This window comes from Pontibacter populi, from assembly GCF_019336435.1.
GTDB lineage: Bacteria > Bacteroidota > Bacteroidia > Cytophagales > Hymenobacteraceae > Pontibacter > Pontibacter humidus.
On record NZ_JAHWXQ010000001.1, the window covers coordinates 194738 to 220859 of the forward strand.

25 protein-coding genes and 1 tRNA gene are annotated in these 26122 nt (G+C 45.8%); 16 read left to right on the forward strand and 10 right to left on the reverse strand.

Annotated elements, in window-relative coordinates; all coding sequences use genetic code 11:
• Positions 1–42 precede the first annotated feature (42 nt).
• Together KYK27_RS00775 and KYK27_RS00780 are read right to left on the reverse strand one after the other, a co-directional pair.
• Positions 43–477, reverse strand: a complete 435-nt coding sequence (locus tag KYK27_RS00775) for a hypothetical protein (RefSeq protein WP_199108169.1) — start codon at positions 475–477, stop codon at positions 43–45.
• A 230-nt stretch (positions 478–707) separates the two neighbouring features.
• A complete protein-coding gene (locus KYK27_RS00780; RefSeq protein ID WP_199108170.1) occupies positions 708–959 on the reverse strand; it encodes a hypothetical protein in 252 nt (83 codons plus the stop codon).
• A gap of 285 nt (positions 960–1244) precedes the next feature.
• Here KYK27_RS00780 and KYK27_RS00785 point away from each other — a divergent pair, with 285 nt between their 5' ends.
• The 4 genes from KYK27_RS00785 (at position 1245) to KYK27_RS00800 (ending at position 3794) form a co-directional block, all read left to right on the forward strand.
• Positions 1245–1691 (forward strand): GNAT family N-acetyltransferase, encoded by a 447-nt coding sequence (locus KYK27_RS00785; RefSeq protein ID WP_199108171.1) that lies wholly within the window; start codon positions 1245–1247, stop codon positions 1689–1691.
• A gap of 376 nt (positions 1692–2067) precedes the next feature.
• Positions 2068–2358 (forward strand): GNAT family N-acetyltransferase, encoded by a 291-nt coding sequence (locus KYK27_RS00790; protein ID WP_199108172.1) that lies wholly within the window; start codon positions 2068–2070, stop codon positions 2356–2358.
• Between the two features lie 60 nt (positions 2359–2418).
• Entirely contained in the window at positions 2419–3114 is a 696-nt protein-coding gene (locus KYK27_RS00795) for a hypothetical protein (RefSeq protein ID WP_199108173.1), read from the forward strand.
• An 11-nt stretch (positions 3115–3125) separates the two neighbouring features.
• The gene (locus KYK27_RS00800; protein ID WP_199108174.1) at positions 3126–3794 is read left to right on the forward strand and encodes a hypothetical protein; all 669 of its coding nucleotides are present in this window, start codon (positions 3126–3128) and stop codon (positions 3792–3794) included.
• 7 nt (positions 3795–3801) lie between these two features.
• Here KYK27_RS00800 and gnd read toward each other — a convergent pair whose 3' ends face one another.
• Positions 3802–4701 carry a phosphogluconate dehydrogenase (NAD(+)-dependent, decarboxylating) gene (gene gnd, locus KYK27_RS00805; protein ID WP_199108175.1) on the reverse strand — a complete coding sequence of 300 codons (900 nt, stop codon included), beginning with the start codon at positions 4699–4701 and terminating at the stop codon, positions 3802–3804.
• Positions 4702–4748: 47 nt separating this feature from the next.
• Positions 4749–6284 (reverse strand): gluconokinase, encoded by a 1536-nt coding sequence (locus KYK27_RS00810; protein ID WP_199108176.1) that lies wholly within the window; start codon positions 6282–6284, stop codon positions 4749–4751.
• Positions 6285–6425: 141 nt separating this feature from the next.
• Here KYK27_RS00810 and KYK27_RS00815 point away from each other — a divergent pair, with 141 nt between their 5' ends.
• The 4 genes from KYK27_RS00815 (at position 6426) to KYK27_RS00830 (ending at position 9527) form a co-directional block, all read left to right on the forward strand.
• Positions 6426–6758, forward strand: a complete 333-nt coding sequence (locus KYK27_RS00815) for an ArsR/SmtB family transcription factor (protein WP_199108177.1) — start codon at positions 6426–6428, stop codon at positions 6756–6758.
• Between the two features lie 53 nt (positions 6759–6811).
• Positions 6812–7657: an arsenite methyltransferase gene (locus KYK27_RS00820; protein ID WP_199108178.1), complete on the forward strand. Its 846-nt coding sequence runs from the start codon at positions 6812–6814 to the stop codon at positions 7655–7657.
• A 167-nt stretch (positions 7658–7824) separates the two neighbouring features.
• The gene (gene arsB, locus KYK27_RS00825) at positions 7825–8904 is read left to right on the forward strand and encodes an ACR3 family arsenite efflux transporter (protein ID WP_199108179.1); all 1080 of its coding nucleotides are present in this window, start codon (positions 7825–7827) and stop codon (positions 8902–8904) included.
• On the forward strand, positions 8901–9527 hold the full coding sequence (locus tag KYK27_RS00830; protein ID WP_199108180.1) for a protein-tyrosine-phosphatase: 627 nt from the start codon (positions 8901–8903) through the stop codon (positions 9525–9527). The genes arsB and KYK27_RS00830 overlap by 4 nt, the downstream gene beginning before the upstream one ends.
• A gap of 4 nt (positions 9528–9531) precedes the next feature.
• On the opposite strand, the gene KYK27_RS00835 is transcribed toward KYK27_RS00830, so the two are convergent.
• Both KYK27_RS00835 and KYK27_RS00840 read right to left on the reverse strand, forming a co-directional pair.
• Entirely contained in the window at positions 9532–10017 is a 486-nt protein-coding gene (locus KYK27_RS00835) for an META domain-containing protein (protein ID WP_199108181.1), read from the reverse strand.
• Between the two features lie 78 nt (positions 10018–10095).
• The gene (locus KYK27_RS00840; RefSeq protein WP_199108182.1) at positions 10096–10956 is read right to left on the reverse strand and encodes a hypothetical protein; all 861 of its coding nucleotides are present in this window, start codon (positions 10954–10956) and stop codon (positions 10096–10098) included.
• Positions 10957–11973: 1017 nt separating this feature from the next.
• On the opposite strand from KYK27_RS00840, the gene KYK27_RS00845 reads away from it, so the two are divergent.
• The gene (locus KYK27_RS00845; protein ID WP_199108183.1) at positions 11974–13731 is read left to right on the forward strand and encodes an SLC13 family permease; all 1758 of its coding nucleotides are present in this window, start codon (positions 11974–11976) and stop codon (positions 13729–13731) included.
• A 34-nt stretch (positions 13732–13765) separates the two neighbouring features.
• On the forward strand, positions 13766–13960 hold the full coding sequence (locus KYK27_RS00850; protein WP_199108184.1) for a hypothetical protein: 195 nt from the start codon (positions 13766–13768) through the stop codon (positions 13958–13960).
• Between the two features lie 105 nt (positions 13961–14065).
• Here KYK27_RS00850 and KYK27_RS00855 read toward each other — a convergent pair whose 3' ends face one another.
• Positions 14066–14419 carry a hypothetical protein gene (locus tag KYK27_RS00855; protein ID WP_199108185.1) on the reverse strand — a complete coding sequence of 118 codons (354 nt, stop codon included), beginning with the start codon at positions 14417–14419 and terminating at the stop codon, positions 14066–14068.
• 12 nt (positions 14420–14431) lie between these two features.
• Positions 14432–14860, reverse strand: a complete 429-nt coding sequence (locus KYK27_RS00860) for a TerB family tellurite resistance protein (RefSeq protein WP_162427252.1) — start codon at positions 14858–14860, stop codon at positions 14432–14434.
• A 262-nt stretch (positions 14861–15122) separates the two neighbouring features.
• Between KYK27_RS00860 and pfkA the strand changes: the two genes are divergently transcribed.
• Positions 15123–16094, forward strand: coding sequence for a 6-phosphofructokinase (pfkA, locus tag KYK27_RS00865; protein ID WP_199108186.1), 972 nt, complete (start codon positions 15123–15125; stop codon positions 16092–16094).
• Positions 16095–16315: 221 nt separating this feature from the next.
• On the opposite strand, the gene miaA is transcribed toward pfkA, so the two are convergent.
• A complete protein-coding gene (miaA, locus tag KYK27_RS00870) occupies positions 16316–17230 on the reverse strand; it encodes a tRNA (adenosine(37)-N6)-dimethylallyltransferase MiaA (protein ID WP_199108187.1) in 915 nt (304 codons plus the stop codon).
• 205 nt (positions 17231–17435) lie between these two features.
• Between miaA and KYK27_RS00875 the strand changes: the two genes are divergently transcribed.
• The 5 genes from KYK27_RS00875 (at position 17436) to KYK27_RS00895 (ending at position 25772) form a co-directional block, all read left to right on the forward strand.
• Positions 17436–22658, forward strand: coding sequence for a PAS domain S-box protein (locus tag KYK27_RS00875; protein ID WP_199108188.1), 5223 nt, complete (start codon positions 17436–17438; stop codon positions 22656–22658).
• Positions 22659–22664: 6 nt separating this feature from the next.
• Entirely contained in the window at positions 22665–23045 is a 381-nt protein-coding gene (locus KYK27_RS00880) for a response regulator (RefSeq protein ID WP_199108189.1), read from the forward strand.
• On the forward strand, positions 23046–23321 hold the full coding sequence (locus tag KYK27_RS00885) for a hypothetical protein (protein ID WP_199108190.1): 276 nt from the start codon (positions 23046–23048) through the stop codon (positions 23319–23321).
• The gene (locus KYK27_RS00890; protein ID WP_199108191.1) at positions 23318–24079 is read left to right on the forward strand and encodes an MBL fold metallo-hydrolase; all 762 of its coding nucleotides are present in this window, start codon (positions 23318–23320) and stop codon (positions 24077–24079) included. The genes KYK27_RS00885 and KYK27_RS00890 overlap by 4 nt, the downstream gene beginning before the upstream one ends.
• Before the next feature lie 121 nt (positions 24080–24200).
• Positions 24201–25772, forward strand: coding sequence for an NFACT RNA binding domain-containing protein (locus tag KYK27_RS00895; protein ID WP_199108192.1), 1572 nt, complete (start codon positions 24201–24203; stop codon positions 25770–25772).
• 33 nt (positions 25773–25805) lie between these two features.
• Here the strand turns inward: KYK27_RS00895 and KYK27_RS00900 are convergent.
• Positions 25806–25887, reverse strand: a tRNA-Leu gene (locus KYK27_RS00900).
• Positions 25888–26122: the final 235 nt, after the last annotated feature.

The window sequence follows — 26122 nt, forward strand, 5'->3', positions numbered from 1 at the left end:
TTATAAACAGCAACTATAGTTTTGCTTTTATATGATCTAGAGTTATGACCTGAGCCAGACCAAAGCAGTATCGTAGTCGGTAAAGACTTCGTGTTGTGTTACACCCAAGCGTTCATAATGAGATTGTGCACGTTCGGTAAAATCAGTTAAGGTAAGCTGTGTGCTACTGAAATCTTCGGGTAAATACACCGCTATTTTCTTTATGTCGGCTTCCGCCGCCAATGGAGGCCAACTGTTCTCCACCCATTCCCGCTCCTGCGAGGTGATAATATAGATTTCCTCATCATCTATGAGCCAGTTTTTTACATTATTCCCGACAGAATATTTTAACCCCCACAGGAATATTTCTTTACGCTCTTCAAAGTCTATTTGCCGTTCCCATTTGATGATCAGGATATTAGAGTCATCCAGCAGAATAGTGACAAAATCGTTCTTTAATACCTCAGTAACTATTCTTGTATTTTTTGATGCACCCATAGGTAATTGACTACGTTTACCATGAAATTACAAGGATTAACCTAAAACAAAACAAATTACCATCTTTAATTTCTGCAAATTATTTTTCTAACGCTTTTGCGGTTAAGTACTATTCTTTACAAAGTATGCTTAAGCTGATATAGGGGCATATAATTACTGCTACAGTGCAGATGCGCTGATTTCAAAAGTTGGACGAATATTGAATTGAAGGTAGTGCTCGGCAATTAAAATTACAGGTCAAACATTTCTACCAGATTTATCTGGGAGATATAAGGCTCCAGTGCTCTTTTGCTTTCGTAGCCACGCACCAGGCTTATGTATTCTGTTTTGGGATTATACCAGATCTCTGCAAAAAAACTACCTACATCGTAAAGCGCAATCCGGTACCCTCGCCTGCCACGGAAAGCCAGGAAATTGCCGAGCTCCCAGATAATTTCAAGCCTTGCTGCTGAAGAGTGTGTATTGAATTGGCTAAGGGTCATATAGGTATCATACGTAAGGCGCAAGAAAGCTATTGCTCTATATAGCTATAGTTTCTGGTTAAACTCTAAAAATCAGCCAAAACCCACGATTCCGGGCTGTTTAAGCTATGTCCGGAGCAAGGCAGTACGTGCTTTGTTAGCAGGCTATAGTTTGAGGCATACCTGGTAGCTGCTACCGCTAAACATGATAGGCAAAGTTAAGACAGCAGGATTTACATTAAGTAAACAAACCCTCTGCTGAAAACGGGAAAGGCCTTATCTTTGCACTCCGATAAACTATAACCAATGGCGCTTACCAAGATCTGCAAACACTTCACCGACCTGACCAACACCGAACTATACGACATGCTACGTTTGCGCAGCGATGTATTTGTAGTAGAACAAAACTGCGTTTTCTTGGATTTGGATGACAAGGACCAGCAATGTTACCATTTGTTATTTTACGATGACCAAACTATAGTTGCCTGTTCGCGCCTGGTGCCTCCCGGCATTAGTTACCCTGAAATATCGATAGGCCGGATAGTAACCAGTATGGCAGTGCGTGGCACGGGTATGGGCAAACTGTTGGTAGATTTTTCGATTGAAGAATGCCGCAGGCTTTTCGGGAACGGACCGATAAAAATTGGGGCGCAACTATACGCTAAAAAGTTTTACGAGAGCTTCGGTTTTGTGCAGAGCAGCGATGTATACGACGAGGATGGCATTGACCACATTAAAATGATCCTGGCATAACTATAGTTCTATAGCTACCGGCTTATCTAAAAAATATCTACTGCGTAATAACGCTCTTTCGGACTTCCAAGTCCGAAAGCTACCTGCCGGGGATTTCCTAATCTCCGAGATGCGGAAAACGCGGACCAAGAAGTCCGCATCAGACTAAACTTCGGACACAGATGTTCGAAACAGCAATTTAGCAGCTTTTGCATGACTCCCGCCGTTGTTGGTGTCTTCGCCAACAACTATACTTTCACCGAAGGTGCTTGCTGGTGAAAACACGCGGCAAGGGCATCCTCTTCGGTTTTAAAACCCTAAACAGGTTCGTTCTATAGTTACCGGTTTATCTAAAACTCGGCTGATGCGTAAATCTACATCTCTAAACTACTTAATTATGGATGTAAAGATCGTACACGAAGAAAAATACCAGCAGTTTACAGCAACCCTGGAAGGCGACGAAGAAGCAGAACTGGCGTACGCCAAACCATCAGAGAAAGAAATAGATTTTACCCATACCTACGTACCCGAGTCGGCGCGTGGGAAAGGCATTGCCCAGCAACTGATAGAGGAAGGGCTTTGCTTTGCCCGGGACAATGGGCTGCTGGTAACTGCCACCTGCCCGGTTGTGGCGAAGTATATTTCTAAAAATGAACAACATAAAGACCTGCTGAAGAAGCAACTATAGTTTTGTATTACTATTTAGAAAAGGCTATATTTCAAGGGTAATGCCAGTTCATAACTCCCTATGAAAACTTCTTTGCTTTGCCTTCTGGCTTTGATTGCACTCTTATTAAGCAGTTGCCATACTCAAACCGACGATTTTATCAGTAAAAATTGCCCCGGCTCTTGCACTGTCATCAAAGGCACCCTTACTACCGATGGCCGAACCAAACCACTGGCTGGTGTAAAACTGGAGGTACAATGGCACGAAGGCGACATGTTTTCCAGCATCAGACGTCGTAAAGCTATAACCACAACCGATGCCAGCGGCAATTATGAGCTCCGCTTTTTGCTGCGCGATGATGAATTGCCCAGTACTTATCCAGATAATGGCTCTTTTACAGTAAAGGCGCATATTAACCTCGAAAACTACCTTAACTGCTCAGGGGGCAATATTTTGCTGAGAACATACGACCTGAAACGCGACACAACTATAACTTTTGACTATTTACTTCCGCAGAAAGCATTTGTAGAGATCCAGGCAAATAACCTGCAGGCCAAACAACAAGATGACTTTATGTGGACAGAATTTTTATCTGATGCTCCCTGCACTACTGTTGTATCCTGGTACACCTCAGATACAAAACAAATCATTCCTATAGCTGCGAACCAGCCGGTTATCATCCGGACCACTAAACGAAAAAGCGGAGTTGAGACTGTAACCGAGGAGGTGATTACATTGGCTCCGGGCAAGACCTTTAACTATGAGTATACCTTCTGATGCTGCTCCGTATGAAAACAACATTTCTTTACCTGCTGCTCTTTTTTATAGTTTTTAAGGCAACGGCACAATCAGATTCTTCTGCTCACACTTCTCAAATAAGAGTTTATTTTGGGGGTGCCTTTCCAAAAGGTGATTTCCAGAGTTCTGATTTTGAAGACACCTATACACCTTTCGCTATGTCGGGCCCACTGATGCAGGTTAGTTACGCAAAAGCTATAGGCAGAAATTTATATGGCGGAGCTACTTTAGGCCTGCGCATAAATGCCATGGACCTTGACAAATTTGCTGAGGAGAATGACGAACTGGTATTAAGTAAAAAGAGCAGACCATGGCAATCCGTGTTTACGCTCGCAGATGCGGAATACCGGTTTAATTTAACGGATGGTTACTTTTTTGTAAAAGGCTCGGCGGGTGCCGCCTTGAATCGCTCAGCCTCTTTACACGTCGAAACTACGTATGGAACTATAGCCCAAGCTGCCGATAAAAATACTGCTTTTGCATATGGGGCAAGCACCGGCCTTTTTGCCAATTTTGATAAGTTTGAACTGGGTTTCGAAACCGGTATCCTTTCCACCAGGCCTGAATTTAAATTTACAGACGCGCAAGGCAGATCAACCAACTATAAACTGTCGATGACAACTATAAACCTCGGCATTTTCGGGGCTTTTAGCTTTTAACCATCCTTTACTCCGATTTCTCTACTTTGTGGCCTCCAAACTCGTTGCGCAAAGCTGCTACCACTTTCCCGGAGAATGTATCTGCTTCGTAAGAGCGGTAGCGCATTAACACTGAAAGAGCAATGACCGGCGTCGGCACCTGCATATCCAGGGCAGTTTCTAACGTCCACTTTCCTTCCCCGGACGAGTGCATGATGCCTTTTATAGTTGACAGGTCGGGGTCTTTGCTGAAAGCATTCTCTACCAGTTCCATCAGCCAGCTGCGCAACACTGAGCCATGGTTCCAGACACGCGCCACTTCTTTATAATCCAGCCCGAAATCGCTTTTATGAAGTACTTCGAAGCCTTCGGCAATGGCCTGCATCATGCCATATTCTACCCCGTTGTGCACCATCTTCACAAAATGCCCGCTCCCCGATTTGCCTGTATACAAATAACCTTTCTCCACCGAAATATCCCTGAAAATCTGCTCTACATAGGCAAAAGCATCCGGGTCGCCGCCTACCATGGTACAGGCTCCGTTTCGTGCACCACTTAGTCCGCCGCTGGTGCCGCAGTCCAGTAAATGTATCTGCTGATTTTTAAGTTGCTCTGCCCGAACTATAGTTTGTTTAAAGTTGGAGTTACCGCCATCAATAATAATGTCGTTGGGTTGCAGATGGGGCAGCAGTTGCGTTATCACAGCATCTACAGGCTCGCCGGCGGGCACCATTATCCAGATCGCCTTCCGACCTGTCAGTTTCTGAGCAACTTCGGGTATGGTGTAGGCCGGTAGTATTCCTTCAGCCTCCGCTTTATCCATCGTTTCAGGATTAATGTCGTAAGCAACAACCTGGTGTTGGTGGTCACGGAGATTCAGGGCCAGGTTATAGCCCATTTTACCTAACCCGATCAGTCCTATCTGCATACTATTTCAATTTAAATTCAACTATAAATCTTACTCGCAATACGGTGCTATGGTTCATTTCTCAGGTCATCCAGCTGGCTGAAAGTACTTTTCAGTGTCGGATACAGGTCCTCGAAAACTCTATAACTTTTCTGATAGCGCAGGTGGTTGTTAGTGTTGGGTGTGTAGGTTTTGGTTATAGTTACAAGTTGGGCCGCATCTTCCAGCTTTTCTATTTTACCTAAAGCATATAAGCCAACTATAGCTGCGCCAAAAGCAGAACTTTCGTAGGTTTCGGTCAGGCAAACTTCTTTGTTAAAAACATCGGCTAGCATCTGCACCCATAGCTCTGACCGGGATAAACCACCGTTGGCAAATACCTTACTAACAGAACCTGTTACCTGCTCGAGCGCTTTAGTTACACTATACATGTTAAATGTAATGCCTTCCAGTAGTGCCCGAACGAAATGCGCCCGCGTGTGGCCAGGCCGAATGCCAATAAAACAGGCGCTTGCACTGGCATCCCAAACCGGTGCTCGTTCGCCCAGCAAGTAAGGCAGGAATAACAAGCCATCGGCACCAGCAGGTACCGTGGCAGCTTCGTTGCAGAGCAATGCATATGGATCTTTGTTGTGACTTTTAGCAGTAGCCGTTTCAGAACTGTAAAAGGTATCCCGGAACCATTGCAGCACCACTCCCCCATTATTTACAGCGCCGCCCAGCACATAATGTTCCGGGGTGAGTATGTAACTGAAAATGCGTTGCAGTTTGTCGGTGGCAGGTTGTTTGGCCATAACACGCACAGCTCCACTTGTACCTATTGTAATGGTGATGTGCCCGTCATCCATAGCGTTAGATCCTAAATTTGCCAGGCAGCCATCGTTCGCACCAACAATAAACGGAATATTGTCGGGCAGATTTAGCCGGGTTTTGTAGACTGGTCTGAGTTTATAGTTGCTGTGTGTAACAGGTACCGGATCTGATAATTGCTGGGGTGATATGCCGGCAACCTGCAGCGAAGGCTGGTGCCATGTCAGGTCGAAAATATTAAAAAGCCCCGTTGCAGAAGCCACCGAATAATCAACTATAAACTCCCCGAAAAGCTTGTACCATACATACTCTTTTATGCCTATAAAACGGGTCGCTCTGGCAAACAGCTCCGGCCTTTGTTCGCGGAGCCAAACTAGTTTGGGCAACACCGACATCGGGTGAATAGGCGTACCAGTGTGCAGGTAAATTTCATAGCCGGCTTCGCTTTGCTTTAATTTTTCTGCCTGTATTTTGCTGCGGGTATCGGCCCAGGTAATGCTATTGGTAAGCAGGTTATTTTCCGCATCCAGCACAATTAAACTATGCATGGCGCTACTAAAACTTACGCCGGTCAAACTATAACCTGCCAGCCTCAGCTTCTCCACTATAACCTGGAGGGTTTGCAGCACCACCTCAAAAATCTGCTCCGGGTCCTGCTCGGCATAACTTGGTTGTGAACTATAGATCGGATACTCCACGGCATACTGAAACAGCAGCTTGCCATCTATACCAAAAGCAACTGCCTTGGTGCTGGTTGTTCCAATATCAACTCCGATTATAGTTTCCTGCTGCATATAGCGGTGCGTGTTAAGCTTGGTCTACGCAGTTGCTGCTATAAGTTATAGGTTACTTTCCGCCAGCTCCGGAAAAATATTTTCGAATTTGCTTTACTATTTATTTCTATCATCGTAATATTACAATAAGAAAGAGATGCAATGGGAATAACTAAGACTGAAGCCTTTAAAGCAGCAGACCTAACGCTGGCAGCCTACGCCAAAGCACTGGCTCACCCGGCACGGGTGGCCATTCTGCGCATTTTGCTGGAGCGCAGTTCATGCATCTGCGGCGATATAGTGGATGAGCTTCCGCTGTCGCAGTCTACAGTATCGCAGCATTTAAAAGAACTGAAAGAAGCTGGGCTGATAAAAGGCGACATTGACGGCAAAAAAGTGTGCTACTGTATTGATGAGAACGCCTGGAAACACGCCCAGTTGCTGATGCAGAAAATGTTTGCCAGCTATACTTCATGCGGCACCAGCTGCTGTTAAAAAATTTGATCTGATTGATCGTAAAATACCGATAAAACTTAATTTTGAAGACCATGAATAACGCAGAAGAATTAAAGAAAATAGTAAAGGACAAGTACAGTGAGATTGCCCTACAAAGCAAAGAGCAAAACGAAGCATCGTGTTGTGGCGCCACTGGCTGCGGCACCGTAGACTACGCCATTTTTGCTGATAACTATACCGAGCTCGAAGGCTATAACCCGGATGCTGATTTGGGTTTAGGATGCGGCGTACCTACCGAGTTTGCACAGATCAAAAAAGGCGATGTGGTGCTGGATTTAGGTTCGGGTGCCGGTAACGACTGCTTTGTAGCCCGCGCTATAGTTGGCGAAACCGGTAAGGTGATCGGGGTAGATATGACGGAAGCCATGATCGCCAAAGCCCGCGACAATGCCGAAAAGCTGAACTTTAATAACGTGGAGTTCCGCCAGGGCGAGATTGAGGACCTGCCTTTAGCTGCCAATCGCGTTGATGTGGTGATCAGTAACTGTGTATTAAACCTGGTACCGAATAAGCAGAAAGCCTTTGCCGAAACGTATCGTGTATTGAAGCCGGGTGGCCATTTCAGCATTTCGGATGTGGTATTGGCAGGCGACTTGCCAGCCGGCCTGGTGAATGATGCTGAGATGTATGCCGGTTGTGTTTCAGGCGCTATTCAGAAAGAAGAATACCTGGACATTATCCGCAAAGCTGGTTTTGAGAACGTGGTTGTGCAGAAAGAGAAAGCGATACAGTTGCCAGATGAGATCCTGAAAGATTACCTGAGTGAGGAGGGCATAAAGCAGTTCAGAGAGAGCAATACCGGCATTTTCAGCATCACAGTTTACGGCGACAAACCTGCTGAAGCTGCCTGCTGCGCTCCGGGCTCTGGGTGCTGCTAATAGTTTTATAAGTTGCTGGCGCGAGCTTGCAGCTCGTGCTAAACTATAGTTGGGCCACTGGCCCGGTTGAATTCAAACTCAACACCATAAAAAGACACGAGCTGCAAGCTCGCGCCAGCAAATTACGTGACCAAAACCTAAACTATAATACACCTTTACACCCAACGATGGAACACTGCGCACCAGCCCATAACCGGAAAAAACTAGGCTTTTTAGACCGCTACCTTACGCTCTGGATCTTTTTAGCGATGCTGATCGGTGTGGCGATGGGTTATTTTTTACCTGATAGTTCCTACTACATTAACTCACTCTCCAGCGGTACAACCAACATCCCGATCGCCGTTGGTCTGATCTTGATGATGTACCCCCCGCTCGCCAAGGTAAACTATAGGTTGCTGCCAAAAGTGTTCGGGAATGTAAAAGTGATCGGGTTGTCGCTGCTGCTGAACTGGGTGATCGGGCCACTGCTGATGTTTGTTTTGGCCATTACCTTTCTGCGCGACTACCCGGAGTACATGACAGGCCTTATTCTTATTGGCCTGGCACGTTGCATTGCCATGGTTTTGGTCTGGAATGACCTGGCCGACGGCAGTCGCGAATATGCTGCCGGACTGGTTGCGCTTAACAGTATTTTTCAGGTGTTCCTGTATAGCTTCTATGCATGGTTGTTCATTACCATACTGCCACCGTTTTTTGGTTTCGAAGGCGCTATAGTTGATATCTCGATTGCGGTTATTGCCGAAAGCGTCGCCATCTACTTAGGTATTCCTTTTCTGTTGGGTATGATGAGTCGCGTTATACTAGTGCCCCTGAAAGGACAGGAATGGTATCAAACTAAATTCTTACCTGCCATCTCCCCTATCACCCTTATCGCGCTGTTGTTTACTATAGTGGTAATGTTCAGTTTAAAAGGTGAGCTGATTGTAACAATTCCGTTTGATGTGCTGCGCATTGCGGTGCCGCTGGTGATCTACTTTGCCGTCATGTTTTTGGTAAGTTTTATAGTTGGGAAGGCTGCCGGCGCCAATTACTCAGAGAATGCTTCGGTAGCTTTTACGGCAGCCGGCAACAACTTTGAGCTGGCTATTGCGGTGGCTATCGCGGTGTTTGGGCTTAACTCCGGCCAGGCATTTGCTGGTGTGGTAGGCCCGTTAGTGGAAGTACCGGCACTTATTGCCCTAGTAAATGTGGCTTTCTGGCTGCGCCGAAAATTATACACAAAAAACCTTACCAAAGAAACCGCATGAGCCTGCTACCAAAACTTGCCGAAACCACTAAAACCCTTGAAGCCACCTTTTCAGAAATCCCGGCAGAACGAAAAGAGGTTTTAAAGCAGTTGGCAAACTATATCAAAGCGAAAAAAGAAGCCGCACAAACTATAAGCTTAGTGTTCATCTGTACCCATAACTCACGCCGTAGCCACATGGCGCAACTATGGGCACAGGCCGCTGCTGCCAACTATAACATCAACAATATAACTACTTTTTCCGGAGGCACTGAGGCAACGGCTTTTTACCCAGCTGCCGTACAGGCCATGCAGGAAATTGGTTTTGAGATAGAGAAATCCGAAGCTACTGTAAATCCAAAGTATAAAGTAAACTATAGTTTTGATGAACCAACTATAGAAGCCTGGTCGAAACGGTTTGATGATGCAGCTAACCCGGCATCGAATTTCTGCGCGATCATGACCTGCTCTGATGCTGACGAGAATTGCCCGTTTGTGCCAGGTGTGGGAAAACGCATTGCTATTACTTACAACGACCCAAAAGCATCAGATAACACAGCACAGCAAGCCGAAATCTACAGGGAACGTGCCCTGCAGATCGGCCTCGAAATGCTGTTTTCTTTCAGCCAGGTATCAGCAAAATAAACGTTTAGTCGATTTCTTTAATGATGATCTTGCCATCCGGCGAGCGCTTCTCTATTTCGTCGGGGTTACCGGTACGGAAAGTGGCGATGGCTTGCTTATCTTCATAAAGGGTTAAAATTCTGTCTGATAAACTATAAGAGGTCACACGCTCCAGCATCCGCATAAATTCGGTTTCCTGCTCCATGTCCGGGCACATCATCCGTGTAGATCCCAGGTTCGAGAACGTTAGCGAACTTCCGGAAAGCGTATACTTCCCGAAAAAATTATTACAGCCACTAAAGCCTTTTACATCATTCTCGTTTTCCTGTAACCTAAGGTAGGCTGTATGGGTGTTATTGGGCGCCTGCGGGCTCTCCCCATCCATTGATAGCAACATCCAGTAAGCATCCAGTATGGTTTCTGTTTCGGTCTGCGGATCGGCGGGGCTGGCTGTTTTGCAACCATACAGCCACATTAAAATCAGCAAAATCAGGTAGTAGATTTTTTTCATCGCATCTGGTTTAGATTTTCAAACAAATAGAAATACGCCCGCAACTCAATTGCGGGCGTATTTAGTAGTTCATCTTATTTAAAGGCCAAAGCTTTCGTTGCTATATCCAGTGATCGGCGACGACTTGGAATAGTCGGGCCCGGAACGTCGGCTGCGGTTTGAACGGGTATTAAAGCGATCACTGTCACTCTCGGAATGGTCGCTTACATATGCCCGGTTTGAAGAATACAGGCCACTGGCATAAGTATCACGGTCTGAACCGGCATCTACTATACGGCCGCTGTAACGGAAGTCTTCCTTGTCTTCATCAAAATCGTACGCATTCGATGGTCTGATGTCGCCTCTGTAATCGTTCTCTGAGCTATCAGGAATTCTGCCACGGTCGTGATGGATATCGGTTAGTTCATGGCTATAGTTGCGGCGCTCGTCCTGTCCGAATTCGCTGTAGCGTCTGCCGTGTCCCGGGTTCTGGTAGCTGTTTTCCTGGCGGGCATAGCGGCGGTTTCCGGCTACATCGTAATTAGAACTATAAGGGAGTCCGCTTCTGTAATCCTGCCCTTCATTGCTGCGGTTTCGGTAGTCCTTGTTCCGGTATTCTTCACTTCTATAGTCGTTGGTGCGGTAGGTGTCTCCGCTGCTGTAGCCGTGGCTTTGCTTAAAGTGGCTATCATCGCCGTAGCGGTAATGGTCGTCGCGGTTACGGTGTGTGCGGTTATAATTATCGTTATAGTTTCCGGCTCCGTACCCACCTACTGGCCCCTGGCTGAAATCGTTAAAGTCAGGGCGTTGCTGCATGCGTACATTGCCATGTCCATAGTTACTATCGTGTATGCCGTAATAGTTTCCGCGCTGGCTGTAACTTTCGTTACCTCTGCCCTGGCTACCATAATCATCAAACTGGTTATAGTTTCGGTCGTTATAATGCTCGTTTCTTTCCATAGTATTATGCTAGTTTAGTTTTACTTCCTTTATAAACGAGCTACAGCCGGCAGTGTTAGGTTTCCGGCAACAATCCATTCAGTATACATGCTTTTTCAGGGGTTAAGGCCTATCAAATTTTGACACTGTCTGTTAGTTTATGCTTTGGTTTATAGTTGCGGTTTTAACCTGCTCTTGCGGGGAGAGGGGTTTTGGCTGTTACTATAGTTGAAGTTGTCGTTTTATAGTTGGCGTGGCCCAACCACCCCTAACCCCTCCTTGTCTAAGGCGGGGAGCTTTAAGCCTTTGCTATAGTTTGATATGCTGTTTCATTGGCAGTGTTTTGACCCACCCCTCCCGAGAGGGGAATTGCTGCTATAGCTATAGTTGGTACCTATAGTTTTATAGTTAGGGTCTTAACACCCCTGTAGTCCCCTCAAGGGGACAATTCTGCTAAAGCGATAGTTTACGCTAAAGTTCTATAGTGCATGATAAGGGCAGGTTTACCTGTCCCTACGGAACTATAGCCACGATAAATCTCGAAGCTTACCGATTCAAATCAACAATAACTTGAGCTATGAGAAACTTCTCAGTCTTTGGGTTGAGCGCCTTTGATTTGTTGCGGTGGCACAGCCAGCCCGAGGCATGAGGATAGCAAGAAAGCAGCAGCACGATGCCCAAAGACGAGGCCTCCCGGCCGTGAGGGCACCAAAGCTGGATTGAAACGATAGGCTCTTAGAGCTCCCAGAATTAGAAGTAACTATGAAAGAAAAGCTTGTTTCGAATTGTAAAAGACTTCAACTATAAGCCAAGATAGATTTCTCACGATGTTCGAAATGACAAAAGAGAAGTTATAGAACATATAAGTTCCCTCGGCTTCACCCGAAACTCATCATTAAAAACCAATAGAAATCAACTCATTGCAGTTTAAATCGCTTTTTTTCTGCTAAAACACCACCTGCTTATAAGTAGTAACGTAAAAGCCGAAACTGCATACCTCAATATCGTTAATTCTTACACGAATCCTTACACGCACTTATGGAAATTGCTCTTGTGCTATCACTTCTGGTACTAGCTATCGTGCTGTTTGCTACGGAAAAACTCTCCGTTGAAATCGTAACGCTGCTTCTCTTGATTGTGCTGGCAAGTGCACGCGTTATTACTCCCGAAGAGGCTTTTGCCGGCTTCAGCAGTGATTTTATCATCATCATCGCCTCCGTTTTTATTATAAGTGCTGCCCTCGAAGAGACCGGTATCCTGGATTTCACAATTGTACGGATGGCGGAGCTGGCCAAGAAAAGTAGAGGCCTGATGCTGTTTACGATCATGTTCATAACAGGACTGGTTTCAGCATTTATGAATAACACCACCGTTACTGCCATGTTTATTACCCCGCTGGTAGGCCTGAGCAAACGGATAAATGTAAATGCCTCTAAATTGCTAATGCCCTTGGCGTATGCAGCAATACTTGGCGGAACCTGTACCCTCATAGGCACTTCAACCAACATAGCAGTAAGTGGTTACATAGCCAAAGCCGGTTTGGACCCAATCGGGATGTTCGAGATCACTGGTATCGGGTTGGTTATTTTTATAGTTGGTATAATATATATGATGACCATCGGCCAACGCATGTTACCTGATAACTCCGACCAGGAGCTGACCGAAGAATATAAACTGCAGAAATACCTCACCGAGATCATTGTAATGAAGGATTCGCCACTGGTTGGCCAACTGGTCTTCGCCTCGGACCTTACCGCCCTTCATTTCAGAATTCTGAATATTATCCGTTATAATGAGAACTTTCTGCCCGATTTCAGGACGCGTATTGAGGAAAAAGATGTACTGTTGGTAGAGGGAGATCTGGACAACCTGATGAAGGTAAAGGAGACGAAAGGCATTGAAATAATGGCAGATGTGATCCTTGAAAAAGACCTTCAGACTGAAAGCATTCGCCTGGCCGAGCTTATGATTCCGCGGCAGTCTAACCTGATCAACAAGACGGTGAAAGAAGTTAACTTTCTGCAGCGGTTTGGACTGGTTGTAATTGCTATTTCGCGCCATGGTGAAACCTTGCGTTCTAAAATAGGAAGCATAAGCCTGCAACTCGGCGACATACTGCTGGTGCAGGGCGCGGCCGAACGCTTAAATCAGCTCCGGTCATCAAGCAACGTTGCGCTCCTCGACGAATTTGAACCATTGCTGTTCAAGAAACGGAAAGGCTCACTTGTCATTACCGTCTTTTTACTGGCCATCCTTCTAGGGACAACCAAAATACTTCCGCTCTCCATCGCATTTCTGATGGCAGCCATAGCCTGTATTGTGTTTCGTTGCATCAGTACCGAAAAAGCATACGGTGCTATTGACTGGCGCCTGCTGATACTGATAGGTGGCATGACAGCCTTTGGTACAGCCATGGAAAATTCGGGTGCTGCCGACCTGCTTGCCAAAGGTATAGTTGATATAATGGGTCCGATCGGAAAAATGGCGGTGCTGGCAGGCTTTGTTGTATTAACGGTTATTCTTACACAACCTATGTCTAACGCGGCTGCAGCCCTGGTTATAGTTCCGGTTGCTCTGCGGGCAGCTATCGAGCTGCAATCAGACCCGAGAACGTTTGCCATTGCCATTATGCTGTCAGCTTCCATATCGCTGGTTACGCCTTTTGAGCCGGCGTGTATACTTGTTTACAGCCCCGGCAAATACCGCTTTATGGATTTTATAAAGATAGGTTCGCCGCTTACCTTACTGCTTCTGGCTGTTATACTTTTACTTGTACCGGTTTTCTGGCCTTTGTAACTGCTGCCAGGCATCTAATTGAACATATAGCGTGATGAAAACGATAACAAAAGCTTTGCCACTGGTGCTGCTGCTTGCCAGCAGTTGCGGCCCTAAAAACGAAGAAGTTACCCAGGAACAGGTAGAGACCCAACAACCCCACGAAGCACTGGATACGATAGCCAATACCCGTAAAGATGGGGTTAAAACAGACGGAACCGACAGCGCAGAGGCTTTCCCGCTTCCTTAGCAGGTTATAGCGTTATTGGTTTGCAGAATACTTTAGGGGAGAAACAGAAAACTGCCTGGCGCAAACTCCAATGCAAAAACGCTGAGCAGCAGAACTAAACTATAGTTAGAGGTAGAAATATTCAGGGTATCTCCTGAAAAGGAAAATGAGGAGTGATACGCCGGATACTCCAGCCACACCCAGCCAGAACGTTAGAAATCCAGCCCGCCTTGCCAGCGCTTTGTCGCGCTCTTTAAGCAACAGGTAACTACAGCTCAGCTGCAGCAGGTACAAAATCAAGGCAATCATCAGGCTAACAAACCAGAATGCAGAAATCCTGATCAGGAACAGGAAGGGCACTTTATTTTCGAGCAGATGCGGCAGGCGATGCTCCCTTATAACAAAATAAGAAGCAAGGCACAGCAAAAGGCAAGCATATACCAACAGAAGCAACCTGTTACTTTCAATCAGTCTCCGCATGTACGGGTAAGTCTAGTAGTTCAGAAATGCTTGGGCATCTTTTTTGATATGATCCCGGGTAAGGCCATCTTTCACGCCTGTCGATATTTTACGGACCAGCACGCCGACCACAGCCTTCTTAAAACCGAGCCTCGTAGCCATGTGTATACAAAAATCCATCTCCGCCTCATCAACTATACCATCGGCCAGCATCATCTCCACCATGTCGTAAATCTGGTCGAAACGTTCGGAGTCGTTGCTGGGTAGTTGCGGCAAAACTTTAGAGCTGTCTGCCAGCAGATTTTTCACTTCGCTGGCACGCATGCCATGTTTGGTACCAATAGCAATAATAAAGTTTATTTCAGCCGGATCTATGTGACCATCTATTTTGGCCAGCGCTCCCAGGTTTGTGATGTGGCTTTTTAACTTTTTTGTTTCTTCACTTTCAAAAAAACCAAACATAGATTGCCTATTTATTAAAATTATTAAGTTGCCCGATCTGGGGTTCTTTTGTACTTTTTTTCACAGTTACACTGCTTTTCTACAGCCCGGACCACCATGTGGATTTGCATGCCGCTATTACATACGGTTTTCTATATTTAACAGATAAAGTTTTTTATTTTTTTTAATTTCCTGCACTTCTGTGTTACTTGCTTATTCCTATACGGGTATAGCAATTATTACCCCGCAGGATCAAAATTTTATATTCTCATAGTACATTTCAATGAAAAAGATAGCAGTATTTACCTCCGGAGGCGACTCACCAGGCATGAACGCCTGCGTGCGTGCAGTGGTGCGCTCAGCAATTTATCACGGTCTGGAAATTTACGGCATCAGGCGCGGTTACAACGGTATGATCAAAGGAGATATCTTTAAAATGGAGTCATCTACCGTTAGTAACATTATTCAGCGTGGCGGTACCATCTTAAAATCGGCCCGTAGTAAAGATTTTCCGACCAAAGAAGGCAGACAACAGGCTTACGAGCAGTTACAGAAATTTGGCATAGAGGGCTTAATAGCCATAGGCGGCGACGGTACTTTTACCGGTGCCAATACTTTTTATGAAGAGTACGGCATACCAACTATAGGCGCCCCGGGAACGATAGATAACGACCTGTACGGCACTGATTATACCATTGGTTATGACACAGCCGTAAACACAGCCATATACGCCATAGATAAAATACGCGACACGGCAGATAGCCACGAACGTGTGTTTTTTGTGGAGGTGATGGGCCGCGACTCTGGTTATATTGCCATACCATGCGCTGTTGGCGGAGGTGCTGAAATTGTGATGATTCCTGAGACCAAAACAACTATAGAGAAAGTGGTAGATGCCCTGCAAACAGGCTGGAGCAGGTCTAAAACGTCTTTTATAGTTATAGTTGCTGAAGGCGATGAAGAAGGAACTGCCGTTGAAATAGCTGCAAAAGTACAAAAAGCATTACCTCAGATGGACGCCCGTGTAACGATACTGGGACACGTACAGCGTGGTGGCGCCCCAACTGCTGCCGACAGAATGCTGGCCAGCCAGTTAGGCATTGCCTGCGTTGAGGGGTTATTGCAGGGCCGCGCCTGTGAGATGGCCGGCATCATGAATTCAGAACTGGTTTATACCCCCTTTATAGATACTATCACCAAAACAAAAGCTCTTAACCCCAACTTTAGCCGTATGATCGACATATTGTCAGTTTAGGAGTTAAAGAGTTTATGAGTTAGAAAGTTAGAAAGTTAGAAAAGTATAAGTTAGAAAGTTGAAAGTCCTCACAGCGTTTTGCAGACCTGTGAGGACTTTCTTTTTTTATGGATTGAAGTATACAGTTTCTCTCTGCAAAATGGAAAGCTAACGCAAGAACTTAGCCCAAAATCTTAAATCGTTACCCCTGTAACTCTCTAACTCCTAAACTCCCAAACTCTTCAACTTCTTAACTTTCCAACTATAAAGCTAACTATCTCTTCCCACTGTTGCGGATGGAACCAGGTATATTCGTCCGGATGCTTGGTAAACCAGGTGAGCTGACGTTTGGCGTAGCGCCGGCTGTTGCGTTTTAGTAATCTTACAGCTTCCTCCCAGTCATATTTACCTTCCAGGCAATCGAATATCTCTTTGTAGCCTACCGTTTGCAAGGCATTATGTGTACGGAAAGGGTACAGGGCTTTAGCTTCCTCCAGTAAACCTTGCTGCAACATCTGGTCCATGCGTTGGTCTATGCGGTCGTATAGTTCCTGCCGGTCGCGGGTAAGACCAATTTTTATAATTTTAAATGGCCGTGTAGTTTTGTCCCATTTACGGAACGACGAATAAGGCTGCCCGCTCGACAGGCAAACTTCCAGTGCCCGGACCACACGTTGCGGATTTGCTTTATCCACCTGGTTATAGTACTCAGGATCAAGTGATTTTAGGTGATTTACTAATGGCTCCAACCCTTCTGATTCCAGTTTAGCCGTTAGTTTTGCCCGTATGGCCGGGTCGGTTTCCGGCATTTCGTCCATTCCTTCGCACAGGGCCCGCACATACAAACCGGAGCCACCTGTAACTATAACTACATCGTGTTCCTTAAAAAGAGTATTCAATAACTGTAACGCATCCTGTTCATAAGCACCGGCATTGTATTCTTCGGCTATCGAGTGCGAGTTTACAAAATGGTGTGGTACGCCTTGCTGCTCTTCTATAGTTGGTTTGGCCGTACCAATTTGCATCTCCTTGTAAAACTGCCGCGAGTCCGCGGACACAACTTCTGTACTGAAATGAGCAGCCAGGTTTACGCACAGGTCTGTTTTACCTACTGCCGTTGGTCCCACTACTACAACTACAAACTTATCTTTACCCATACTTAGCATTTTGCTCTGTGCCCAGAATTTTATAATTTCACTTATTTAGCTAAGCCATGTATCAGGGCAGGCCAAACTATAGCTTGGAACAGAAATACGCAATTGTTCTGTTTCTTTTGTAAAATTATCGCTAAAATCGTAAAATGTGTAAAGGAGTATTTTTAGTACTTAAGTTCTTACTCCCGTACTTTACAAAATTGTTATAATGCCATATATCCCTAACAGGCAATTATCTGAACACCTGCCATTACAGGCTAATTCGCTTTTACAGCTGCTGGTGCAACTAACCAGGCCCACACATGGCGTGTTGATAGCCTCACCGGACGGGTTGGTGCTGGCTGCTAATGCCGCAGCTTCGCTTTTCTCCCCGGCATCCGATGCTTATAAAGCAAGCCGGAACCTTTCAGATCTGTTAGGCATACCATCAAAAAAGCTTACAACACAAACTTCGGGCAAAGTTGCTACCAGTAGCCAAAGATATACTTACACTATAAAGCAGGTTCAGTTCGAGCGGGCAAAGTTCGTTTATGCTGAGCTTGTCCCTTATGAAGAAGAAGTATCGCGGGTAGAGATAGATGACGACAGCTACCATAACGTGTTTGAAAACAGTACCGAACCGCTTTTTATTTTAGATGAAGAAGGCACTTTTGTGGATATCAACAACAAGGGCCTGAGCATAATAGATCAACAAAAAAGTAATTTAGTTGGCCAGACAGTTTACAGCAGTTTTAAGCTTAACCTGTTTGAACGCGTGGCCCTAAAAGGACAACTGCAGCAAACTATGGCCGGCGAGCCACAAAAGTTTGAGTGGTGGATACAGGACAAAACCCATGAACTGTTGCCCATCGAAATTTCCCTTCGCAAAGGCTTGTTCAAAGGCCAGGAAATGATCTTCGGTTCAGCTAAGAACCTGTATGAAGTAGTTGGTACGGAGCAGGACGTTCGCTTCCGTAACCACCAGCTGGAATTTGTAAACAACCTGATCACAAACCTTTCGAATACGGGCAGCCAGCAGGATGTGCTGAAATATACGCTGGATGAACTGCTGGAGAAAAGCGATATAACCTACGGCTGCGTTTATACCTATAACCAGGCAACAGGTACTGCAGAACTGGTATATTCGGCAGGTAGCATGGAGCATACGCCCCTGCACCCTACCCTGCCAATTAGCCCCGAACTGGCAGCACAGCTTACCACTGACAGACGCAGAACGATAGCTGAACTTACCAGAACTCTTTCGAAGCAGTTTGACCATGAAATGACAATTGTACCGGTCACTACTGACGAAAGATTACTTGCACTCTTAATGGTATGGCCGGAAGGCGGTTCAAACATAACACAATCTTTCCTGTCGTTGTTAGACTTTGTTGGCACCGCTATCGGCAACTATATATCCAGGCACGAGCTCATATTACAGCTCTCGCACAGCGAAGACAAATACAAAATGCTGTTCGATTCTGCATACGATGCCATTCTGTTGTTTAAGGACGGGAATGTTGTGGACTGTAATGAAAAGGCGCTTCAGTTTTTCAGGTGCAGGCGCGAAGACCTGGTAAGTGCTACCCCAATGGATTTCTCTCCCGAGTACCAGCCGGATGGCAGCCACTCCGGCGAAAAAACCGCCCGGCTCATGGAACAGGTTTTAACCACGGGAACGCCTATTACTTTTGAATGGAGAAACATACGCAAAGACGGCACACCGGCAGACGCTGAGATAAACCTGAACCGCATACTAATAGACGGTGAATACTATGTTCAGGCATTTAAGCGCGATATAACCCAGCGTAAGCAGGCCTTACAGGCCAAACGCCGGGAAGAAGTAGCAGAGGAGTCGATGGCTCAATTCCGGGACTTCCTGGAAAAAGTAAACATGATTTACTATAGCCTGGATGTGAACGGTAACATTGTTTTTGCCAACGATTTTTTCCTGAAATATGTGGAATATGAACGTGAAGAGCTGTTTGGTCAGAACTTTTACGAGCTATTAGTCCCAAAACCGGAACAAAAACAACGCATTCAGGATTTTAAAAACTCGCTTTCCACCCGCCATTTAAACGCTTATTACGAGCGTAACCTGGTTACCAAATCCGGGCAGCTGAAGACCATCCGCTGGAACTGCATGCTGGAATACGGCCCAGACGGCGAAGTAACCGGCATAACCAGCGTTGGCAAAGACATGACCGACAAGCGTATTGCAATGGAGGCCCTGAAGGATAACAAAATACGCCTGCAGGACCTTTTCGACAACGCGCACGACCTTATCCAGAATACATCCGTCGACAATAAATTCATCTTTGTTAACAAAGCCTGGAAAGAACGGCTGGGTTACAACGATGAAGATATTGAATCGCTGACGCTGAACGACATAGTGCACCCTTACTATAAGGCAAAGCTAATTTACCAGCTGCGCAATTTGTATAAGGGAGAAAATGTAAACAAAATAGAAACCGTTTTCCTGACAAAGGCAGGTAAGCCGGTGCACCTTATTGGTAGTATTACCTGTAGCTGGCAGGACGACCGGCCAGTGGCCACGCGCGCCATTCTGCACGACATTACCGATCGTATAAAAGCTGAGCGCTTACAGAAAGTGTACTATAGTATAGCTAACCTGGCTATCAGCAGTAAAGACTTAAACTCGCTTTATAGTGCCATTCACCGGGAGCTGAGCAAGATCATCGAAACGCGGAATATCTATATTGCGCTCTGCGATCAGGATTACCGCTTCCTGAACTTTGTCTACCTCGTTGACCAGTATATTGATAAGACGTCTCAATCGCATCCACGCCGTCCGTTCTCAAGAGGCTTGTCAGAATACATTATTGAGACCGGTAAGCCGCTTTACATGCAGCAACAGGAACTGCTTGACCTGGCGCAGCGTGAAAACCTTAGTATACAAGGTGCTATTCCTGAAGTAATACTTTGTTCTCCGCTGGCAATCGGCGATCGTATTATTGGTGTTATTACCCTGCAGGATTACCAGAACCCGGATGCTTATGTGCATACTGACATCGAAATTCTGCACTTTATATCGAACCAGGTAGCCCTTGCCATTGAGCGTAAGCGCAACGAGGAACAGATAAATAACCAGAACGCCAAGTTAAATGCAATTTTCGAGAGTGGCACCCACCACATGTGGACCCTTAACAAGAATTTCGAACTGACATCCTTCAACCGCAATTTTGCCGCTACTTTTGAGAAAAGAACAGACAGAACGCTCGGGCTTTTCGACAGTTTGGGCGAAAGCCATCTCATAGACCATCACGAGTTTAGCTTCGGGTTCTGGCAGGAAAAGTATACAAAAGCATTTGCAGGAAATCCGCAGCATTTTGAAGTGCATCTACGCGATCCTGAATCGTGGCGAGAAGTGTTCCTGAACCCGATTTACCTGGAAGACGGCACTTTTGAAGAGGTATCGGCGATAGCGCTTGATATAACAGACAAGAAAAAGTCTCAGTTGGCGCTTGTACAAAACGAAGAGAAATTCCGACACATTTTCGAATCTTTCCAGGATATCTACTACCGCACTTCGCTGAACGGGCCGCTGGAACTTGTGAGCCCATCGGTTAAACAGGTGCTGGGATATACTGAAGAAGAAGTGCTGGGCAAAGACATTACGTTCCTCTATGTGTACCCTGAAGAAAGGCAGCGCATGCAGCAGTTTGTCAAGGACCAGAAAATTATCCGGGACTACGAGATACAAATGTTCCGGAAAGATGGAACACAGATAACAGTGCTGGCCGATGCCCGCCTGATGTATGATAAGGATAATAAACCTGTTGCACTGGAGGGTGTGATACGCGACGTAACAGAACTGAAACGTACACAGCTGGAATTACTGCAGGCCAAAGAAGAAGCCGAAAACCTCCTAAAAGCTAAAACACAATTCCTGGCCAACATGAGCCACGAGTTGCGCACACCTATGAATGGTATCATAGGCATGATAGACCTGCTTACTCACATCAATACCGATCCGGAACAGCAGGAATACATTGACACGTTGCGCAAGTCCTCGGATGCGCTGCTGGCCATTCTTAACGATATACTGGACCTGAGCAAGATACAGGCAGGTAAACTGGTATTACATGAGAGTAGTGTGGATCTGCATGATACACTGGGTAAAATACACTCGCTGTTTGCAAACAGGGCGCAGCAAAAAGACCTTTACTTTACCTATAACATTTCGCCGGAAACGCCACGTTACGTTTTAACCGACGAAACCAGGTTACTGCAGGTATTATCGAACCTTACATCTAATGCCATTAAGTTTACAAATGCAGGTGAGGTAAGCATAACTGTCGACAGCCAGCTTTTAGACAAAAAGACACAGGAATACATGCTGCACGTGCGCGTGAAAGATTCGGGTATAGGCATTAGCCCGGAAGATCAGGCTCTACTTTTCACTGACTTTACGCAGCTCGATAACTCCTCTACCAAAACATTTGGCGGCACTGGCCTGGGGCTTGCCATATCACGGCAGCTAACCAGTATTATGGGTGGCGAGATCGGGGTTGAGTCAAAAGCGAATGATGGCAGTACCTTCTGGTTTAAGATACGGGTACACAAAGCAGGTGAGGCCGCTGTGGCGGAGCAGCAGCTGCGCCTGAAAGAGCTGAACGCAGAGGTTGAAGTACTCAAGAACAGCCCGTATGTGCTGCTGGTGGATGATAACCAGATTAACCAGAAAGTGGCCCAGAAACAACTGGAGCGCCTGAATTGCCGCACCGACATTGCCTCTAATGGTTATGAAGCAATAGAGCTGGCTACCTCTAACAACTATAACATCATCTTTATGGATATACAAATGCCGGAGATGGATGGTGTGACAGCAACAAAACATATAAAAGGTATCCTGGAAGATGACTGCCCTCCTATTATTGCCATGACGGCTTACTCTATGAAAGATGATGCCGATAAGTTTATGGGACAGGGTATGGATGATTATGTATCGAAGCCGGTTAAGAGCAAGGACCTGCTAACGGTAATAAACAAATGGGAACGCTCTGATTGGTATGCTGCAGAAACTATAGAAGAGCCGCCGGTAACCACCGAAACTATAGCATCTGAAGAGGAAGCAACGGATGTAGACGTACAAGATATTATAAATAAAGAGGTTGCAGAGCAGCTGAAGCAAATAGGTGGCGAAGCCTTTACCATACAATTGTATGAGGAGTTTGAACAGGAAGCCGCTGAATTGCTGGAGGAAGCCAAAAAAGACCTGCATGCACAACATTACAAGAGTATTTTAAGTACATTGCATCAGCTAAAAGGTACCGGCTTTACGCTTGGCATAAATAAGCTTGCCGAACTGGCCAAACTACTGGAGCACGATATAAAGCAGGAGAAGTTTGAAAGCGTGGCCGAAAACTTCGAAAAGCTGCTCGAACAATACGAAAACTATCGAAAATCATATAAAGAAATCATCATCTAACCCACTATGGCAGAGACCAAAACAATCTTGATAGCAGAGGATAGCTCTGTTATTCTGAACCTGACAAAAAAGATCCTGGAACTGCAGAACTATAAGATCCTGACCGCGAAGAACGGTGGCGAAGTGATCAAAACCGTAGAAAACAACAAGATCGACGCGATCCTGATGGACCTTAACATTCCGATCAAAAATGGTATGGAATGTACCCGTGAGATCCGCGCCAGCAAGAATAAAGATATCGCTACTATTCCGATTATAGCAGTTACCGGTAACGCCAACAACTATAGCATGGAAGACTTTAAGGAAGCTGGCATAAATGCCTACCTGCCTAAGCCACTGGACTTTGATATGCTGGTACAAACCGTAAAAGAGTACACTGCCAAGTAAATGGAGCTGAAGTACACGCGGCCTTTTTTAAACAAGCTGGAGGATATTTTTGCAGAGTCGGACTTTGTGCTGCGTTATGAGAAAGGCAATTTTAAAGCCGGCTATTGTGTGCTGAAGGATATGAAAGTAGCTGTGGTAAATAAATACTATAGCCTGGAGGGCAAAGTAAACTGCCTTTATGATATTCTGCGCGCTATTGCTTTGGATGAGACCCGCCTGAGCGATAAGAACCGGCAACTATATCACGATATCCGAAATCACGACAAAAGTAATTGAAAGTAACACTGTTAGGTACGGGAACCTCGCAGGGTGTACCTGTGATCGGGTGCCACTGCGAGGTTTGCCGTTCTGTAGATTACCGCGATAACCGCCTGCGGGTATCGGTACACCTGCAGGTAAACGGCAAAAGCTTTATCATCGATTCCGGGCCCGACTTCCGGCAGCAGGCCTTGCGCGAACGTATCCGCACCTTAGATGCCCTTATCTTTACCCACGAACACAAAGACCATACCGCCGGCCTCGACGATATTCGTGCCTATAATTTCAGTCAGCACAAAGACATGCCGCTATATGGCGAGGAGCGTGTATTGGAGCAACTGAAGCGGGAGTTCGCCTATATCTTTTCAGGAGTTCAGTATCCGGGCATTCCAAGAGTGCAGCTTAATCCAATCTCAGAAGAGCCTTTCGAGATAGAAGGCGTCGAGTTTATCCCGATTCGGGTAAAGCATTACAAACTGCCTGTACTTGGTTTTAGAGTAGGCGATTTCACCTACATTACCGATGCCAATTTTATTTCGGAAGAAGAAATGGATAAGGTACGGGGCTCAAAAGTTATAGTACTGGGCGCGCTGCGTAAAGAACCACATATCTCCCACTTCTCGCTGCAGGAAGCCATCGATGTACTGACCGAACTAAAGCCTGAGAGAGCATACCTCACCCACATCAGTCACCTGATGGGTCTGCACCACGAAGTAGAACTGGAACTCCCTGACTTTATACGCCTCGGCTACGATGGCCTTCAGATTGAGCTATAGTTTATAGTTAATTTTAGACTATTTGATTTTTTGACAAAAGACAAAAGACATTTAGCGTAAGAAATTCAAACTATAAATTCCGTCCTTTGTCTTTGGTCTACATCTCCTTTGTCACAACTACATGCATCAGAACTACCACTTTTTACAGCATCTATCAGTACGGCTTCGTCAGGAGTTGATCGGGAAAGAGATCGTGACCTGTTTCAGCCAGAACAAAGACGAGCTGGTAATTGGTTTTGCTAATGGAAGCAAGGAATTTTATATACGCGCCGGCTTAATGGCACACTTTTCAGCACTTTCTTTTCCGGATGATTTTAAGCGGGCGCGGGCCAACAGTGTGAACCTGTTTAAGCAGATGATCGGGCAAAAGGTGTTGGATGTGGTACAGCACCTGAATGAACGTAGCTTTTATTTAAAGCTAACAGATGATATGCTGCTGCTTTTTAAGCTTTTTGGTAATCGGTCTAATATCGTTTTGTACCAGCATGGCGAGTCGCTGCACCTGTTTCATAAAAAGTTTGCCGCCGATGCGGAGCTAAACCCACTGGAAATGGATCGCCAGTTGCCTCAAAACTTTGCAGCTTTTACAGAAGCACAGGGCAACCTGCGCAAACTATACCCAACTTTCGGAGAATTACCAACCGATTATTTAGAACAGCAAAACTATAGTTTGGCCACCTTAGATGAAAAATGGGAACTGGTACAACAGGTGTTGGAACAACTCGATAACCCGGAAGCGTTTTACATTATTCGCTACAAAGGCAAGCTCAGGCTATCACTTTTGGAATTAGGCGAAGTGGTTTATAGTTACCCTGACCCGCTGGAAGCCCTGAACAACTATAGCCGCCTCTATTTATCAGAGACCGGTTTTTCGCAGCAGTATGAACAGGCCAAACAGCAACTCACCAAAAAGCTGAACGGATCGCAAACAGTGCTGGAACAAGCTACGCAGCAATTACAGGAAATGCGCCATAACCGCTCATATTCCCAGACGGCTGATATCTTAATGGCCAACCTGACTAACATTCCGCCACAGGCCGAAGAAGTTACGCTTTATGATTTTTATACCGACCAGCAGCGCACGTTTAAGTTAAAGCGAAACGAATCACCACAAAAGCACGCTGAGAAACTATACCGCAAAGCCAAAAACCAGCACCTCGAAATTCAGCAACTCGAAGAGAAAGCCGAGCGCAAAATGGAAGAGATCATCCTGCTGGAATCTGCCCTGCAAGCCTTAGCCGAAGTAGAGAACTATAAGGCACTGAAACTATACCTGCGCGACCACGCGCACCTGCTATCTTCGAAACAACAGGCCCAGCAGCAATCGCCGTTCCGGGTTTTCGAGACGGAAGGTTACAAGATACTGGTAGGCAAAAGCTCGCAGAACAACGACGAATTAACGCAGCGCCATACTTATAAAGATGATTTATGGCTGCATGCCAAAGATGTGTCGGGCTCGCACGTTGTTATAAAGCACCAGGCTGGTAAAACTATACCAACTACGGTTCTGGAGAAAGCCGCACAATTGGCAGCTTATTACTCTAAACGCAAGCAGGATTCGCTTTGCCCGGTGATCTATACACCTAAGAAATGGGTTCGGAAAGCGAAAGGTGCTCCGGCTGGTTCGGTTATAGTTGAGCGTGAAAAAGTGTTGCTGGTAAAACCCGAAAACCCTTTCGAGAAAAGAAAATAGCCGTAACTCGTTAAAGCTACGGCTATTGTAAAGTGCGCGCGGGGAGATTCGAACTCCCACACCCGAAGGCACCACCCCCTCAAGATGGCGTGTCTACCAATTTCACCACGTGCGCAGGTAAAAGGTGGATGCAAAAGTAAACACCTGCCCTCATATATGCAAATCGCATTATAAGATAAATCAACAGCTTTTTCACACTCCTTTATAAAAACTTCAACCTCCAACCGGAAACTAATTCTATAGTTTAAATCCTATTTAAACACTTCTTAAAAGCCTATTTGTGTTTGCTTTTTTAAAACCTCTCAGTAATGTCTGAATTTTAGAACTATTTTGTTCTGAACGGTTGTTGC